Source organism: Mycobacterium sp. FW102-FHT13B02 (assembly GCF_058790275.1).
The window spans coordinates 298,813-310,372 of record NZ_JBYTCM010000006.1; the positions used below are offsets into that span (position 1 = coordinate 298,813).

General features: G+C 67.7%; 12 protein-coding genes and 1 tRNA gene. 6 read left to right on the forward strand and 7 right to left on the reverse strand.

Going from position 1 to position 11,560, the window contains the following annotated elements; translation table 11 throughout:
- Positions 1-28: 28 nt before the first annotated feature.
- From AC3WTE_RS13440 to AC3WTE_RS13455, 4 genes are all read left to right on the forward strand, one after another.
- Positions 29-114: transfer RNA gene (locus AC3WTE_RS13440), tRNA-Ser, on the forward strand.
- Positions 115-194: 80 nt separating this feature from the next.
- Positions 195-965, forward strand: coding sequence for a lipid uptake coordinator LucA (gene lucA / locus AC3WTE_RS13445; protein ID WP_492438118.1), 771 nt, complete (start codon positions 195-197; stop codon positions 963-965).
- Positions 966-1,010: 45 nt separating this feature from the next.
- Positions 1,011-2,024 (forward strand): S1C family serine protease, encoded by a 1,014-nt coding sequence (locus AC3WTE_RS13450; RefSeq protein ID WP_492438120.1) that lies wholly within the window; start codon positions 1,011-1,013, stop codon positions 2,022-2,024.
- Between the two features lie 246 nt (positions 2,025-2,270).
- The gene (locus AC3WTE_RS13455; protein ID WP_492438122.1) at positions 2,271-2,537 is read left to right on the forward strand and encodes a hypothetical protein; all 267 of its coding nucleotides are present in this window, start codon (positions 2,271-2,273) and stop codon (positions 2,535-2,537) included.
- A gap of 3 nt (positions 2,538-2,540) precedes the next feature.
- On the opposite strand, the gene AC3WTE_RS13460 is transcribed toward AC3WTE_RS13455, so the two are convergent.
- Positions 2,541-3,761, reverse strand: a complete 1,221-nt coding sequence (locus AC3WTE_RS13460; RefSeq protein WP_492438124.1) for an oxygenase MpaB family protein — start codon at positions 3,759-3,761, stop codon at positions 2,541-2,543.
- Positions 3,762-3,866: 105 nt separating this feature from the next.
- On the opposite strand from AC3WTE_RS13460, the gene AC3WTE_RS13465 reads away from it, so the two are divergent.
- The gene (locus AC3WTE_RS13465; RefSeq protein ID WP_492438126.1) at positions 3,867-4,304 is read left to right on the forward strand and encodes a DUF3887 domain-containing protein; all 438 of its coding nucleotides are present in this window, start codon (positions 3,867-3,869) and stop codon (positions 4,302-4,304) included.
- 3 nt (positions 4,305-4,307) lie between these two features.
- Here the strand turns inward: AC3WTE_RS13465 and AC3WTE_RS13470 are convergent, their stop codons facing one another.
- Genes AC3WTE_RS13470 through AC3WTE_RS13490 form a run of 5 tightly spaced genes read right to left on the reverse strand, consistent with a single transcriptional unit; the run spans position 4,308 to position 10,286 of the window.
- A complete protein-coding gene (locus tag AC3WTE_RS13470) occupies positions 4,308-5,351 on the reverse strand; it encodes a zinc-dependent alcohol dehydrogenase family protein (RefSeq protein ID WP_492438128.1) in 1,044 nt (347 codons plus the stop codon).
- A 21-nt stretch (positions 5,352-5,372) separates the two neighbouring features.
- Positions 5,373-6,986 carry a dipeptide ABC transporter ATP-binding protein gene (locus AC3WTE_RS13475; protein ID WP_492438129.1) on the reverse strand — a complete coding sequence of 538 codons (1,614 nt, stop codon included), beginning with the start codon at positions 6,984-6,986 and terminating at the stop codon, positions 5,373-5,375.
- Positions 6,986-7,825, reverse strand: a complete 840-nt coding sequence (locus AC3WTE_RS13480) for an ABC transporter permease (protein ID WP_492438131.1) — start codon at positions 7,823-7,825, stop codon at positions 6,986-6,988. Before AC3WTE_RS13480 ends, AC3WTE_RS13475 begins: the two co-directional genes overlap by 1 nt.
- On the reverse strand, positions 7,822-8,772 hold the full coding sequence (locus AC3WTE_RS13485; protein ID WP_492438133.1) for an ABC transporter permease: 951 nt from the start codon (positions 8,770-8,772) through the stop codon (positions 7,822-7,824). The genes AC3WTE_RS13480 and AC3WTE_RS13485 overlap by 4 nt, the downstream gene beginning before the upstream one ends.
- Entirely contained in the window at positions 8,769-10,286 is a 1,518-nt protein-coding gene (locus AC3WTE_RS13490) for an ABC transporter substrate-binding protein (protein WP_492438134.1), read from the reverse strand. Before AC3WTE_RS13490 ends, AC3WTE_RS13485 begins: the two co-directional genes overlap by 4 nt.
- Positions 10,287-10,482: 196 nt before the next feature.
- Here AC3WTE_RS13490 and cspE point away from each other — a divergent pair, with 196 nt between their 5' ends.
- Entirely contained in the window at positions 10,483-10,686 is a 204-nt protein-coding gene (gene cspE, locus AC3WTE_RS13495; protein ID WP_043402873.1) for a transcription antiterminator/RNA stability regulator CspE, read from the forward strand.
- Positions 10,687-10,873: 187 nt separating this feature from the next.
- On the opposite strand, the gene AC3WTE_RS13500 is transcribed toward cspE, so the two are convergent.
- Entirely contained in the window at positions 10,874-11,554 is a 681-nt protein-coding gene (locus tag AC3WTE_RS13500) for a GAP family protein (RefSeq protein ID WP_492438136.1), read from the reverse strand.
- Between the last annotated feature and the right edge of the window lie 6 nt (positions 11,555-11,560).

The following is an 11,560-nucleotide window of genomic DNA, read 5'->3' on the forward strand; positions in this document are numbered from 1 at the left end:
CGGATCCGGGTCGGGTACCCTTGTCGACGGAGGATTCGCCTAGTGGCCTATGGCGCTCGCCTGGAACGCGGGTTGGGTTAACAGCCCTCAGGGGTTCAAATCCCCTATCCTCCGCACTCGGTCCGGGGTGCGACCAGCTGACAAGCCGGTCGCACCCCGGACCCACATCGGAGCGAAAAACCTCGAGGAGCAGCATGCGGCGGCCGGTAGCGATCCTTTGGCACGCGTCATTCCTGGTGCTCGCCGGGCTGCTCTTCTTCTTCTTCGCCCTGCCCCGCTGGAATGAGCTGACCGGCGACTGGTCGCACACTCTCGGCACCGCGATGCGCATCGTCTGCGGCCTCGTCGTCGCGTTGTCGGCGCTGCCGGTCTTGTTCACCCGCCAGCGCACCGCCCAGCCCGAGTACGGCACCCCCGAGTTGGCGCTGTCTCTGCGCACCTGGTCGATCGTCCTGCACATCGTCGCCGGCGTCCTGATCATCGGTGCCGCGATCAGCGAGATCTGGCTGACCCTGGATCAGGCGGGCACTTGGTTGTTCGGCATCTACGGTGGCGCGGCCGGGCTGGCCTTGCTCGCCGCACTCGGGTTCTACCTGGCTTTTGTCGCCGAACTGCCGCCGCCGCCCCCAGCTCCGCTGAAGGTCAAGGACGGCACTCGCCGCGGCCGGCGCAAGGATGACGAGGCCAGTGAAAAGGCCCCAGTCAGCACCGCCGAAGCCGGCGACGAGACCGCCTCAGAGACCGTTGCGGAGGCCGGCGAAGAGGCAACCGAGGCCGCCGAGACCGCCGACGCCGGTAACGCCGACGATGCCGAGTCCGATGAAGCTGCCAAGACGTCCGGCGAAGAGACCGCCGACACCGATGAGGACGAGGCTGAAGAAAAGGCCACTGATGACGCCCCCGCCGGTAAGCTGCGCAACCGCCGCTCCGGCAAGGGTTCCGGGTTGTTCGGGCGCGGAGCCTAAGGGGCCGGTCACACGGCCATCACCTCGCAGTCCGGAGGACAGCACATGGGCGGGTTCCGCTTCGGCGGTCGGTTCGGCACCGCGGTCGTCGCGGCGGCCGTCGGCCTGGCGAGCATCAGCGTCACTCCAGCCGCCCACGCAGACCCGTCCGCTGCCGCAGCCGCTGTCGAACCCACGACCGCGCGCGTCGACACCATCATCAATTACCAGCACGCCATCGGCGCCGGGACCGGCTTCGTACTGGACCCGGGTGGCGGGCTGCTGACGAATTTCCACGTCGTGCAGGGCGCCGACAAGGTGACGGCCACCGTCGGCGGGCGGCCCTACCGCGCGGACCTGGTGGGCTACGACCGGCATCACGACATCGCCGTGCTGCAGCTGCGCGGCGCAGCCGATCTGCCGGTGGCGCCGATCGGAGACTCCACCCAGTTGGCTGTCGGCGACGAGGTGGTCGCGCTGGGCAACGCGGACGGCAGCGGCAGCTCGCTGACCCACGAGGCCGGACACGTGATCGGTCTGAACCGCAGCATCACCGCAAAAGACGAGTTGACGGGCAGTTCGGAGCAGGTGACGGGCCTGATCCAGTTCGCGGCCCCGGTGCGGGCCGGAGATTCGGGCGGCCCCTTGGTCGCCGCCGACGGCCGGGTCGTCGGGATGACGACGGCGGCGACGCTGAACTACCGCATGGGTCCGGGCGGCGAGGGTTTCGCGATCCCGATCAACGAAGCGCTGGCAACCGCTGCGCAGATCCGGGCCGGTGCCGTGTCGAACAACATCCACATCGGACAACCCACGCTGCTCGGCGTCGGCGTCGGTGGCACAGATGAGCACTCTCAGCTGCCCGGCGTGTTGATCCGCGACGTGATCAGCGGTGGGCCCGCGCAAATCGCCGGGATGCTCCCCGGCGACGTGCTGGTGAGCATCGATGCCGTCACGGTGAGCTCGGCCGGCGCGCTTACCAGCGTGCTGGATCGGCACTATCCCGGCGACGTCGTCGACCTGTTCTGGATCGACCGCGCCGGACAGCAGCACACCGGCAAGGCCGCGCTGACGTCCTGACACGCAAATTTCTGGCAAAAAAATCGACTAGCCCGTCAAAGTAGCTGGATAGCAGTACTGCCGGGTACTTCCCATTATGGCGATTTGCCACCGCTCCTCGGCGTACCGTAATGGCGTTTTGCTGGCCGCCGAGGTCCTTGGCGGGCGCGTTTTCGCGAGTTAGATTGACGACACGTTCAGCATGTCAATGAGCCTTCGGTCACAGCTGCTAGCGCGGCGGTCACCAGCTCAAAGGGGAGTAGCCCAGTGGTCCACCTCTACGTGGAGGCGTACACAGCACTGTGGGCCGTGGTGACCCTGGCGACGTGTCTGGTCGGCCGGCGGTTGAGCAGTGACGAGCAACCGCCCGACCATCCGTTGCTCACCGGCGTTCTGGCCGGCGCATTGTGGCCTGTCGTCGTGTTCGGCCTCCTGGAGGCGTTCACCATCGCGTTGATGTCCGGTAGCCATGCCTGGCGCGACCCGTCCCCCATCGAGCCGGCCTACCTCGCCACCGTCGCGCCTCTGCCGTAGCGGTCAGGCCACGCCCCGAAGGTGGGATGCAGACGCCCCGATGGTGGCCTGGTCCGTGCCGGTCATCGTGTGCAGCAACGCCTTCTGCTCACGTGACCCGCGGTCGGCCGCTCGCTCCGAACCGCCCGGCAGGACCAGCGCCGCAATGCTGCGGACGCTGTTGACCGGAATGCGCAGCACCGGATACCACGGCGGCATGTAGGCCGGCAGCCCTAGCGTGCGCATCACCCGCGGACCCAGGAAGGCAGTCGTGACCGACAGATGCTGCGCCCAGGCCAGTCGTCGGCGAAAACCGGTCGCAGCGCGGTAATGCCAGGCCAGCGGGTCACTCGCCATCGGCACCGACAACTGCTTGGTGGTCTCGTCGGAGACCGCGAGCGCGGTGGAGGTCTGGTACAGGATGCGGACGCTGTCGCGGAACGATCGCGGCAGCCATTCGTCCTGTACACCCATCAGCCAGCCCACGTACCGGGTGAGATGGGCGACGCTGCTCAACTCGGCAGGCGTAGCCAGGATGCCCATGGCCAGCCCACCGAGCACGGGCGCGATCAGGGCCCCGACGAGCGTGGCCGCCATGTCGGTCTGATTGACCGGCAGGCCCCACTGCTCGGGGCGCCAGTCCGGCATCGCCTGCACGTGCCTGCGCACCATGGCATGGACGAACCGCACGCGGATCGTGGACCGGTATCCCGAACCGAACTTGCCCAGGCCGCCGTCGTCGATCACATCGAGTGCCCACTGCATGGTCTCGGCGAACCGCTGGTTGGACCCCTTTTCCAGGGCTCCGGTCCGCAGCAGGGTCTGATTGAACCCGGAGAACTGGTAGCCGCCCAGCAGCGCCACGTCGCGAGCGATGTACATGCCGTCCGCGCCGCCGCGGCGCAACGTGCGCTGCCCGATGCGCAGCGCGTCATGGTCAACCCAGTCCGGCGTGGCCTCGATCGATTCAAAGAACCGGCGCAACGGCTCCGGCGCCTCCGGCACGCTGGCGATACCGTCGGCGAGCGCCTGGTTGAAGAGCGGACGCAGCTGCTTCATGCCCGACTCCGACATCCAGGCGACCAGGGAGTCCATGGGCTCGTCGCCGACATTGAGGCGCTCACCCAGCCGCTGCCACTGTGCTGCATCGGGTTTTCCGATGGCCAGCATGGCGGCGAACGAACTGATCGCCGCGGGTACCGGCTGCGGGCCGTCGGGATGACGGGCCGGGATCGGCAGAGACATCGTTTTCTCGCTCCTTGTCACCGTTGACAACGTGTGTAGTCAAACTAGGCGGTACCCGGGGTCTCGTCAATGGCACGCCGGACGCGAGCGCATAGGCTGGCCGTCATGTGGCGGGGAGAACAGTCCAAGCATCAGCGTCGGAACACATGGGCGGCCGCGATCACCGCGCTCGGGATCGGCGCGGGCGCCGCACTCGGCGTGGCACCAACCGCGCTGGCGGCCGATGCCCCCGACCAGGTGGCGATGACGGCGATCGACGACATCGCGGCGGGCAACTACGCCGCAGTCACCGCCCGCTTCGACCCTGAATTGCAGAAACGCTTGTCCCCCAAGGCATTACAGCAGGTGTGGGACGGCTACCAGCGCACGTTCGGGGCGTTCCAGTCCCACGGCGGCCCCGAGGACACGACCCGTGGCGACCTGACGGTGGTCAATGTCCCGCTCCAGATGGATCGCATGCCGGGCCAGTTCCGGGTCAAGATTCACCCCGACGGCACCATCGCCGGCGTGTACTTCCTTCGGGAAGGCGTGCCGGTCCCCTGACCGTCAGGGCTGACGCGGGTCGATGAGAGTGACGCCGACGGGGCTGGCGGCACCGAACTCCGGCAGCAGGCGGGCGCCTTCGGCCAGTCCAACCACCTGCTCGACCAGTGCTTGCGGGCGCAGCTTGCCCGCGGCGACCAACTCCAGCATCTCGGGGTAGTCGGCACTGGCCATCCCGTGCGAGCCCAGAACATCCAATTCCCAGGCGATTACGCGATCCATCGGCACCTGCGGGTGACCGTCGACGTTGGGCAGCAGACCCACCTGGACGTGACGCCCCTGCCGACGCAGGCTGTGAATGGCGTCGGCACACGTCCCCGCGGTGCCGACCGCGTCGACCGCGACATGGCTGCCACCGCCGGTGATCTCGTGGACCGCGGCAGCCACGTCAAATCCGTTGGCCAGCACGGTTTCGGTGGCGCCGAGGCTTCGCGCCAGTTCCAGCGCCGCCGGGGTGCGGTCGACGGCGATGACGTTGGCGCCTGCGGCCGCCGCCACCTGGACCGCGCTCAGCCCTACGCCTCCGGCACCGATCACCGTCACCCATTCACCGGGCTGCACGTCGGCGCGAGCGCGCAGCGCCCGGTAGGCGGTGGCGAACCGGCAGCCCAGCGCCGCTGCCGCGGCGTCGTCGATAACCTCCGGCACCGCAACGAGATTCGTGTCGGCCGCATGCAGGGCGACGTACTCACCGAATGAACCCCAGTGAGTGAAACCCGGCTGGGTCTGGTCAGGGCACACCTGCGCCTGACCGCCGGCACACCATTCGCAGATTCCGCACCCACACACGAACGGCGTGGTGACCCGATCACCGACATGCCAGCGCCGAACGTCGGCGCCCACCGCGACCACTTCCCCGACCAACTCGTGACCGGGCACGTGCGGGAGGGCGACGCCGTCGTCGTGTCCGGCCCAGGCGTGCCAGTCGCTGCGGCACAGCCCGGTCGCGTGCACCTGCACCACGACGCCGCCGCGTGACGGCGTCGGGTCCGCGACCGACCGGACGTCCACCGGCCCGCCGAACTGCTCGAAGATCACCGCGCGCATCCGCCAATCGTCCCCCGTGGGTCACGATGCCGGACAACTACCCCCGCGCCTCGGACGCGCCGGCGGCACGGCCGCGAGCAACGTGCGCGTGTACTCGTGTTCCGGATGCGCGAACAGCTGGGCAGCAGAACGGTATTCGACTGGTTCGCCGCCGCGCAGCACCAGGACCTCATGGGACATGCGCTCGATCACCGCGAGGTCGTGGCCGATGAACAGGTAGGTCAAGCCATGTTCCTGCTGCAGCCTGCTCAGCAGGTCCAGCACCTTGGCCTGCACCGACACGTCGAGTGACGCCGTGGCTTCGTCGAGGATCAGCAGCTCGGGCGCCACGGCCAGCGCGCGGGCGATGTTGACGCGCTGACGCTCGCCGCCGGACAGCTGGTGCGGATATCGCGTCGCGTAGTCCCCCTGCAACTCGACGGAGTCGAGCAGCTCGCGCACCTGCCGCTCGCCCGCCCGCCCCGCCAGCGGCTCGGCGATCGAAACACCGACCGGGATACGGGGATTCAGCGACGAGTACGAATCCTGGAACACCAGGCCGATGCGGCGGCGAACCGCCTTGCGCTCCCGGCGGCCGACCGTCAACACATCCGTACCGTCCAGCACCGCCCGCCCGCCGTCAGGTTCGACCAGACCGGTCAGGGCAGCTGCCACGGTCGACTTCCCCGATCCCGACTCCCCCACCAGACCGAGCGTCGTCCCCCGCCGGATGTGGAACGACACGTCTTTCACCGCGTGCACGACCATCCGCCCCGTCGGTGTGGTCACGGGGAATCTGACGTCCAGATGGGACACGTCGAGCAGCACGTCGGTATCCGGGACATCACGCACCGGGTGTCCCAAAACCGGCCTGGCGTCGAGCAATTCACGGGTGTAGTGCTGCTGCGGCGCCTCGAAGATCGTGTCGACCGGCGCCTGCTCGACGACCTCGCCGTCACGCAGCACCGTGACCGTGTCGGCGACCTCGCCGATCACCCCGAGATCGTGACTGATCCACACCACTGCAGTGCCGAACTCGCGCTGCAACCCTCGCACCAGAGCGATGATCTGTGCCTGCGTCGTGACGTCCAGGGCCGTCGTCGGCTCGTCGGCGATCAGCAGCTCGGGGTCGCAGGCCAGGGCGATCGCGATCATCACCCGTTGGCGCTGACCACCGGAAAGTTGATGAGGGTAACTGCGCAGCCGGCGCTGCGCATCGGGCAGGCCCACCGCCTCCAGTAGTTCCAGGGCACGGGCGCGAGCCTGTCGACGGGTCAGATGCTTGTGCGTTTCCAGCGATTCGGTGATCTGTCGTTCGATGGTGAGCAGCGGATTCAGCGACGTCCCCGGGTCCTGGAACACGAATCCGATCCTGCCGCCGTGCACGCGGCGCAGGACGCGGGCCGGGGCGCCGACGAGTTCCTGTTGTCCGGCAAGGACACTCGAACCGGTGACCACCGCACCCGGTGCATCGAGCAGCCCGGTGGCGGCCAGCACCGTCGTCGACTTCCCCGAACCCGATTCGCCGACGATGCCGAGGGTCTGCTCGGGCTCCACCGCCAACGAGACACCGCGCACGATCTCGCGGCGCCCGATCCGTACGGACAATTTGTCAGCCCGCAGCACTGGCTTGATGTTCTTCGCGCAAGCGCTCATCACCCACGCCTCCGCGCCTCGATCATGGTGCGCTGCTTGGGATCCAGCACATCGCGCAGCCCATCCCCGAGCAGATTGCAGGCCAGCACGACGACCACGATGGCCGCGCCCGGGAACACCGCCATCCACCATGCCAGCGTGGCGAAGCCCTGCGAATCGAAGATCATCCGGCCCAGCGACGGCTGCGGCGGCTGGATACCCAGCCCGAGGAAGGACAGCGCGGCCTCGGACAAGATCGCGAACGCCAGCGACAGCGAGGTCTGGACGATGAGCGGTCCGGTGATGTTCGGCAGGACGTGCCGGGCCAGGATGTAGGCCGCGGGGGTACCCATGGTGCGCGACACCGCCACGTAGGGCTCCTCCCGCACCGCCAGCGTGCTGGCCCGCGCCACCCGCGCGAAGATCGGCACGTAGACGATGCTGATCGCGGCGATCGTCGTCGCCAGGCCCGGCCCGAGCACCGCGACGATCGCCATAGCCAGCAGCAGCACCGGGAACGCGAACATCACATCGACCATCCGCATCACCACGGTGTCCAGCCAGCCGCCCCGGTATCCGGCGCAGACGCCCAGCACGGTCCCGACCACGGCCGCGCACGCCACGCTGACCACCGCGACCGTCATCGACGCCTGCAGGCCCGTCAGCACCCGGGACAACACATCGCGTCCCAGTTCGTCGGTGCCGAACCAGTGCGCGCCGCTCGGTGGATGCAGTGCCAGCGGCACGTTGACATCGTTGATGCCGTACGGCGCCAGCCAGGCGGCGCCGACAGCGATGACGACAGCGGCGACGACGACAGCGGCGCTGAGCACCGTGACGGGATTGGCGGTCAGTCTCATGACAGCCGAATCCGCGGATCGACAAGGGCGTAGAGCGCATCCACCACCAGGTTGACCGCCAGGAACAGGACGGCGATCAGCAGCACCGCGCCCTGGATGACTGGGTAATCGCGGGCGGCCACCGAGAGGTAGACCAGCCGGCCCAACCCCGGCCAGGCGAACACGACCTCGACCACGATGACGCCGCCGAGGATGGTCGCCAGCTGGATGCCGGTGATGGTGAGGATCGGCACCAGGGCATTGCGCACGACGTGCCGCAACGTGACCACTCGTGGTGGCAGGCCTTTCGAGCGGGCCGTGCGCACGTAGCCCATCGCCGACACCTCCAGCACGGCGGAGCGCACGTAGCGCGTCATGATCGCCGCCGCCACCAGCCCCACTGTCACACCCGGCAGGATCACGTGGCGCAGCCAGCCGGCGGGATCCTCGAACAGCGGCCGGTAGCCCGATGTCGGCAGCCAGCCCAGTGTGGTGGAGAACAGCGAGATGAGCAGGATACCCAGCCAGAAGTCCGGGATGGACACGCCGAATTGGCTTGTGACGCGGACGATCACGTCACTGAGCCGGCCCTCGTGCGAAGCCGCGTAGGTCCCGGCGGGCAGCGCGATCACGAGGGCCGCCGCGATGCCGACGACAGCCAGCGACACGGTGGCCGGCAACCGCTCGGCCAGCACCTGGGCCACCGGGTCACCACTGCGGAAGCTGACCCCGAGATTCCCGGTCGCGGCATGACCGAGGTAGCTGATGAATTGGGCGGCCAGCGGCCGATCCAGCCCGCTGGCATGGCGCAATGCGTCGTAGGCCTCGGGCGTGTACCGCGTGCCCAACGCAATACGCACCGGATCACCGGGAACCAGATGCACCAGCGCGAACACCACGATCAGCACGCCCACCAGGACCACCAGCGAGTACACGAGCCGGCGGGCCAGGAACCGCAGGATGATCATGGGCGGTCACCACTGAGCACCGCGCCCCGGAACCGAATTGCCTTGTCGCGTCTGGCTTCATACCCGCTGAGCCGCGGTGACCAGGCTTGCACCACCGCCGGGTTGTACAGGTACAGGTAGCTGACCTGGTCTGCGATGAGCGTGGCCGCCTGCGCGTAATCCTGGTGCCGTACTTGCTGATCGGTCTCGGTGCGCCCGGCGTCCAGCAGCGCGTCGACGCGCGGGTCGGAGAATTTCTGGGCATTGCTGGCACCGCCGGTGTGGTGCTGCGCGTAATAGAAATCGTCGGGGTCGATGTTGCCGAGCCAACCCATCATGAGCATGTCGAAATGTCCGTTGTGTTGTTCGTCGAGCCACGTGGCGAAGTCGACGGTGCGAATGGTGACTTTGATGCCCAATGGCGCGAGGTTGTCGGCGATCACCTGGGCCGCGGTGACCGTCTGCGGGTACTCACTGGTGACCAGCAGGTCCATGGCAGACGGGGCCGAGCCGGCCTGCTGCAGCAGCTGTTTGGCGTGGTCGATGTCGTAGCGGTACTTGTCGTAGGGCGTGTACCACGGGTTGCCCTGCGGGATCGCCAACTGATTGGCCTGCGCCGCGCCGTAACTGGTGGCCTGCACGATCGACGCCCGGTCAATGGCATACGCGACGGCCTGCCGCACCCGGACGTCCTGCCAGGGCGGCCGGGCTTCGTTGAGGGCCAGGTACCAGTAGTCGTTGCTCGGTGTCACCGCGAGGTGGATCGAGTCGTCCCCCCGCAGTTGGGCGACCCGTTGCGGGGGCACCGCATCGGTCCAATCGATCTCGCCCGCCTGCAGCGCCGACAGGGCCGTCGACGGCTCGCTGATGAAGCGGAACGTCACGCCCGGAATCCGCGCAGCACCGGCCCAGTAGTGGGGATTTGCGCGCAATGTGATCGCATCGCCGCTGCGCTGGCCCGCGAACACGAACGGCCCCGTGCCGATCGGGTGACTGGCGATCTGCCCGTCCTCGACGTTGCGGCGCTGCACGATGGCCACGCCTTTGAACCCGCCGAGATTGGTCAGCAGGTTGGGCGTCGGGTGCGCGACGGTGATCCGGACCGTGTGGTCGTCCGTGGCAGTGACCCCGGTGACTGCGCTGAGCTTGTCGGCGCTCGCCAACTTGCCGTCGATGATCCGCCGGTACGAGTAGACGACGTCGGACGCGGTGAGCGGACTGCCGTCGTGGAACGTGACCCCGGGCCGCAGATGGAATGTCCACGCCAGCTGATCGTGCGAGATATCCCAGGACTCGGCGAGAGCGGGTCGCATGGTCAGATCGGCGTCCGGCTCGACCAGGGTGTCGAAGACGTTCTCGAGGACCTCGAAGGAGAAGTACGCGCTGGTCTTCTGGGGGTCGAGTTGGTCGGGCTCGCCGGAGATCGCGGCGATCAGGTAGCCGGCGCTTCGGCCCAGGTCAACGCGCTGCGCGGGCGCGCAGGCCACCAAAAAGAGGACAGAAACGGCAGCGAGCACGGCCGTAACCAGTCGCATGTCCGTCACTTCCGGGCCGGGGCCGGCATGCGAGCGGAGGCCGGCGCACTCCTGTGCACCTCATACCCACCGACGAACCAGTTCACACTTGGGCAGCGATATGTGCTGTTCAGGGTGCAGAGAGGTAGCCCACTGAGCTACGATGCCGAGCGGATGTTTCTTCCTAACATCCGCTCTACATGAGAGAAGTTGGTATATGCCACAGGGAACTGTGAAATGGTTCAACAGTGAGAAGGGCTTCGGCTTCATCACTCCCGACGACGGGTCCAAGGATCTGTTCGTCCATTACTCGGAGATCAAGAGCAACGGTTTCCGCACCCTCGACGAAGGCCAGCGGGTCGAGTTCGAGGTCGGCCAGGGCAGCAAGGGCCCGGCTGCGACCGGAGTCACCGCGGTCTAACTGAGCTGTGAAGCTCAGGGGGCTGATGCGGAACGCTTCGCATCAGCCCACACATCTTTCTCCACGCTGTCGTGCGGATGCTCAGGTTTCTGACCTGGGCATCTGCACGACACCGTGCCTATGAAGCTCGCCGGCACGGCCTCGCTGCTCTACCCGCGCGACGTCGCTTGCCGTTGGTCGCAGCGATCTACAGCCACCCGAGCGCTCGCGCGCCGTTGTGGAGCACCATCGCGCCGATGACCACCATGATCACGGCCATCAACGCGGCGTTGTTCTTCTCCATCCAGTCCTTGAGCCGTCGCATCGTGTCATCGAGTCGATCACCGGCAATCGCGTAAGCCAGCGTCGGAATCGCCACCGATGACGCGGCGACGATCACGAAGAAGGCTGCCGCCAGCCAGTCGCCCTCGAGCCCGAGCCCGGCGGTGCCGATCGCCAATCCCGCGGGCACACAGATCAATACGACATCCGGGCGCACCACGACCAGCGCCGCGCCCATCGCTGCCGCACGCGCCGGGGTGACGGTCGCGATCTTCTTCATCCAGCCCGGCGAATCTGTGCTGTCGTGCCGCGTGAACCAGCGATAGATACCGAAGACGATGAGTGCCGCGCCCAGCACCACCCGCAGCCACGACGCCCATTCCGGCGGGGACTTGTGCACTCCGCTGAGCGAATGCGACAGCTGGACGCACACCGCGATCACCGCTGCCAGGCCCGCCGCCCAGCCCGCGAGGAACGCCAGACCCGTCGGCCGGGGCCGCGAGGCCTGCAGGACCAACACCGCGGGGATGACAGTGATCGGCGACAGTGCCACCACCAGTCCGAGCGGAACGAGTCCGGTCAAAACCGTGCCCCAACTTCCCGTCATGGGCAG

Excerpts from the sequence above, each read along its gene's own strand:
- AC3WTE_RS13465 (WP_492438126.1), top strand. The coding sequence starts at position 3,867 with ATGTGGCGGGGAGAACAGTCCAAGCATCAGCGTCGGAACACATGGGCG.
- AC3WTE_RS13470 (WP_492438128.1), bottom strand. The coding sequence starts at position 5,351 with ATGCGCGCGGTGATCTTCGAGCAGTTCGGCGGGCCGGTGGACGTCCGG.
- AC3WTE_RS13485 (WP_492438133.1), bottom strand. The coding sequence starts at position 8,772 with ATGATCATCCTGCGGTTCCTGGCCCGCCGGCTCGTGTACTCGCTGGTG.
- AC3WTE_RS13450 (WP_492438120.1), top strand. The coding sequence starts at position 1,011 with ATGGGCGGGTTCCGCTTCGGCGGTCGGTTCGGCACCGCGGTCGTCGCG.
- AC3WTE_RS13460 (WP_492438124.1), bottom strand. The coding sequence starts at position 3,761 with ATGTCTCTGCCGATCCCGGCCCGTCATCCCGACGGCCCGCAGCCGGTA.
- AC3WTE_RS13500 (WP_492438136.1), bottom strand. The coding sequence starts at position 11,554 with ATGACGGGAAGTTGGGGCACGGTTTTGACCGGACTCGTTCCGCTCGGA.
- lucA (WP_492438118.1), top strand. The coding sequence starts at position 195 with ATGCGGCGGCCGGTAGCGATCCTTTGGCACGCGTCATTCCTGGTGCTC.
- cspE (WP_043402873.1), top strand. The coding sequence starts at position 10,483 with ATGCCACAGGGAACTGTGAAATGGTTCAACAGTGAGAAGGGCTTCGGC.
- AC3WTE_RS13490 (WP_492438134.1), bottom strand. The coding sequence starts at position 10,286 with ATGCGACTGGTTACGGCCGTGCTCGCTGCCGTTTCTGTCCTCTTTTTG.
- AC3WTE_RS13475 (WP_492438129.1), bottom strand. The coding sequence starts at position 6,986 with ATGAGCGCTTGCGCGAAGAACATCAAGCCAGTGCTGCGGGCTGACAAA.
- AC3WTE_RS13480 (WP_492438131.1), bottom strand. The coding sequence starts at position 7,825 with ATGAGACTGACCGCCAATCCCGTCACGGTGCTCAGCGCCGCTGTCGTC.